We start from the raw sequence: 345 nt of genomic DNA on the forward strand, positions 1-345 counted from the left end.
TCCACACCGACCGCGACGGCGTTGCCGGACTCGTCGAAACGGGGCTGGTTGATCCCGTTGGGGACCGTGGTGAGGGTACGGTCGATGACCGCCTCCGCCGCGCGGAGCGGGGGGTCCGGCGAGATGACGATGGAGACCCGGGACGGGTTGAACCAGGTGGGCGGCAGTGGCTCCCGACGAGGGGGCGGCCGGTGCCGACCCTGCAAGGGGATGTCCATGCCGCGGACCCACATCTCGGCCAGCTGCTCGTGGTTGCGGTCCGCGCACAGCCCGGCATGGAACGCCTCGCCCGAGAAGCCGGACAGGGCGCTGCCCAACGGCCACGCACCCTGCTCGGCGTTGACG

1 protein-coding gene is annotated in these 345 nt (G+C 71.9%); it reads right to left on the reverse strand.

Annotated elements, in window-relative coordinates; translation table 11 throughout:
• The coding region (locus tag UK12_RS34065; RefSeq protein WP_156179144.1) for a hypothetical protein at nucleotides 1-317 on the reverse strand (317 nt) is incomplete at its 3' end.
• Nucleotides 318-345: the final 28 nt, after the last annotated feature.

The organism is Saccharothrix sp. ST-888, assembly GCF_000955975.1.
GTDB lineage: Bacteria > Actinomycetota > Actinomycetes > Streptomycetales > Streptomycetaceae > Kitasatospora.